Source organism: Rhodoferax sp. (assembly GCF_039922535.1).
Lineage (GTDB): Bacteria > Pseudomonadota > Gammaproteobacteria > Burkholderiales > Burkholderiaceae_C > Rhodoferax_B.
In genome coordinates, this window is record NZ_JBDTEM010000245.1 from 1 (window position 1) to 1620 (window position 1620).

Below are 1620 nucleotides of genomic sequence, written 5' to 3' on the forward strand. Positions count from 1 at the left end.
GTGGCACCACTTGCCTGCAGAAAGCGGTCGCCTGGACATCCAACACCTGGGCTGGTACCGGCGGGTCTGCGCACCGCGGTGGGCGACTCAGTGGCTTTGTAGACCATGGCCACCACGCGGCGTTTCGCATGGCCTCATTTCAGCGCGCCAACGGTTATGACGAAACCTTTACCCATAACGAAGATGCAGAGCTCGACTGCCGCCAACGCCGACTCGGCAGCAAGGTCTACCTAGACGCAGACATCCGCCTGGGCTACCAGCCGCGCGCCACGCTGACCACTCTGGCCAAACAATACTTTGCATACGGGCGTGGCCGTTCCCGCACCGTACGGCGGCACCCTGGGTCCATGCGCGCGCGCCAACTAGCGGTACCCGCCAATCTGGTGCTATCGGCTCTGGCCATCGTGCTTGGGGCATGGCTGCCGCTGCTACTGCTGTGGCCGCTCTGCTACCTCACGGCACTCACCCTGACCTCTATTTCGGTGGCTTGGCAACATCGCTCGCCCTGCGGTTTGTTGGCAGGTGTCGCTGCCGCCACCATGCATACCAGTTGGGCCCTGGGCTTCTTTGCCGGGCTTGCATTCATCCGCGAATCGGCATGGCAACCTAGCACCCAGCATCTCCTGCAGGTCGATGCCACGGCCGGGGCGACCGCCCCATGAGCCAGCGCTCCCCTCTGCACGTCTTGCTGGTAGACCCTTCACTTTTTACAGCCCCTTACAACGCGGGGCTGACCGAAGGTCTACTTGCCGCAGGAACCCAACCCATGTGGGCCACACGCCCCACACGCAAGGGCGACCGGCAAGAACTCCCCATCGAACGGACCGACCCCTTCTTCTACCGCCGCACAGACGAAGCTAACTGGCTACCCGGCAAACTCAAATCGGTCGCCAAAGGCATTGCCCATCTAGCCGGGCTCACCACTCTGTTGTGGAAGATCCGCACCCGTAAACCAGATGTTGTGCATTTCCAATGGACTGTGCTGCCACCACTTGACGTGCTGGCTATGCTGCTGATACGGCGCTGGTGTCCGCTGGTGCTCACTGTGCACGACACCGTGCCTTTCAACGGCGAACGCCTTTCTTTCATACAAAACTTCGGCTTCGATGTACCCATGCGCCTAGCGCACAAGGTCATCGTGCATACCGAAAGCGGCCGTAACACGCTTATCAGCCGTGGCGTACCTGCAAAGCGCATTGTTACCATTCCGCATGGTGCCTTGCGGCTACAAGTACCCCTGCCGATGCCTGCGGAACGTGCAGACAAACGTTACAGTTTTTTACTATTCGGCGAAATCAAACCCTACAAAGGTATAGACCTCGCCATAGAGGCACTCCATATGCTGCCGCCAGACGTACTGCGCCAAACACGGGTGGTGATAGCTGGCAGGCCACGCATGGACATTGCGCCCCTGCAAGCACGCATCGCAGAGTTCGGCCTGGGCGACACCATCGACCTGCGGCCCCAGCGCCAATCCGAAGAAGAAATGGCAGCCTTGTTTGCTGAAGCCGATTGCCTGCTGTTTCCCTACCGCCAAATTGATGCCAGCGGTGTCTGGTTCTTGACCAAATCTTTGGGCAAATGGATCATCGCCAGCCGGGTAGGCATCTTTGCGGCCGA

At 60.0% G+C, this 1620-nt stretch carries 1 protein-coding gene and 1 pseudogene; both read left to right on the top strand.

What is annotated here, in order from left to right; all coding sequences use genetic code 11:
- Nucleotides 1-662, top strand: a pseudogene (locus ABI213_RS11395) (glycosyltransferase family 2 protein); the annotation flags it as partial.
- A 104-nt stretch (nt 663-766) separates the two neighbouring features.
- Nucleotides 767-1620 (top strand): glycosyltransferase (locus ABI213_RS11400; protein WP_348027141.1); only part of this gene is annotated, 854 nt, incomplete at its 3' end.